Here is a 1530-nt window from a genome sequence, read left to right as displayed (position 1 = left end):
TTGATCAACACGGTGCCGGTGCGCGCCCGGCTCAGCGCGGCCACCACCACCACGGAGTTGTTGGCTCAGCTGCAACATGTCCACACCGCCACGCTGGAGCATCAGCATCTCGCGTTACCCGAGCTGTTCCGGATCACCGGCCACGAGCAGTTGTTCGACACGTTGTTCGTCTACGAGAACTATCCGATCGACACCGCCGGGATGGCCGGCGATCACGAACTGGCCGTCACGGAGTTCAGCGCCCACGAATACAACCACTACCCGCTTGCGGTCCAGGCTCTACCGGGCGAAGAACTGAGTCTGCGGGTCGAGTTCGACACCGAGGTGTTCGACGCGGCCGGCATCGAGGTCTTGATCGCCCGGTTGCAGCGACTACTGCAGGCCATGACCATCGACCCCGACGCACCGGTCTCCTCGATCGGGGTGCTCGAGGAATCCGAGCGCACCCGGCTCGAGGCGTGGGGCAACCGCACCGTGCTGGATCGCCCGGTGCCACAAGCTAATTCGATTCCGGTGTTGTTCACCCAGCAGGTGGTCCGCACTCCCGACGCGGTGGCACTAACGTGCGACGGCCACTCGATGACCTACCGCCAACTCGACGAGGCCTCCAACCGGTTGGCGCACCTGCTGATTGACCACGGGGCAGCCCCGGGCCAGCGGGTGGCGCTGCTGCTGGCGCGCTCGGCCGAGGCGATCGTGGCGATTGTGGCGGTGCTCAAAACCGGTGCCGCCTATCTGCCGCTCGACCCCGCACACCCCGACGCCCGCATCGAGTTCCTACTCACCGACGCCGCCCCGATCGCCGCGCTCACCACAGCAGACCTACGTTCACGACTGCACGGCTACGACCTGTTGACCATCGACGTGGATGATCCGCGCATCCCGACCTATCCGCGCGCCGGCCTGCCCGCTCCGGCGCCCGACGACATCGCATACCTGATTTACACCTCGGGCACCACCGGGGTGCCCAAAGGCGTTGCCATCACGCACCATAACGTCACTCAGCTGCTGGACTCCCTCGACGCCGAGCTCGCGCCGGGCCGGGTGTGGTCCCAGGCGAGTTCGTTGGCCTTCGACATCTCGGTGTGGGAGATCTGGGGCGCGCTGCTGGCTGGTGGGCGGCTGGTGGTGGTGCCCGAGTCGCTGGTCCGAGCCCCCGAGGAATTCCTCACCCTGCTGGTCGCCGAGCGGGTCAGTGTGTTGAGCCAGACCCCGTCGGCGTTCTATGCCCTGGCAGCCGCGGATGCGCTGGCACCAGAGTTGGGTCAGCGACTGAACCTCGAGGCGGTGGTGTTTGGTGGGGAGGTGCTGGATCCGCCGCGGCTGCAGGGGTGGCTGGGCCGGCATCGGGGGTTGCCGCGGCTGCTCAACTTGTATGGCACCACTGAGACGACGGTGCATGCCTCGGTGCGTGAGATCGTGGCCGGTGATGTCGACAGTGCGGTGAGTCCGGTCGGGGTGCCGTTGGAGCATCTGGGGTTTTTTGTTTTGGATGGGTGGTTGCGGGCGGTGCCGGTGGGGGTGGTCGGC

General features: G+C 66.6%; 1 protein-coding gene. It reads left to right on the top strand.

What is annotated here, in order from left to right; translation table 11 throughout:
• A partial coding sequence (locus OQ789_RS25585) for an AMP-binding protein (protein WP_324689187.1) occupies positions 1 to 1530 on the top strand: 1530 nt, incomplete at both ends.

This window comes from Mycobacterium sp. 94-17, from assembly GCF_035617725.1.
GTDB lineage: Bacteria > Actinomycetota > Actinomycetes > Mycobacteriales > Mycobacteriaceae > Mycobacterium.
Note: the sequence above shows the minus strand (reverse complement) of the source record. Positions and strands in the feature narration are given on the sequence as shown.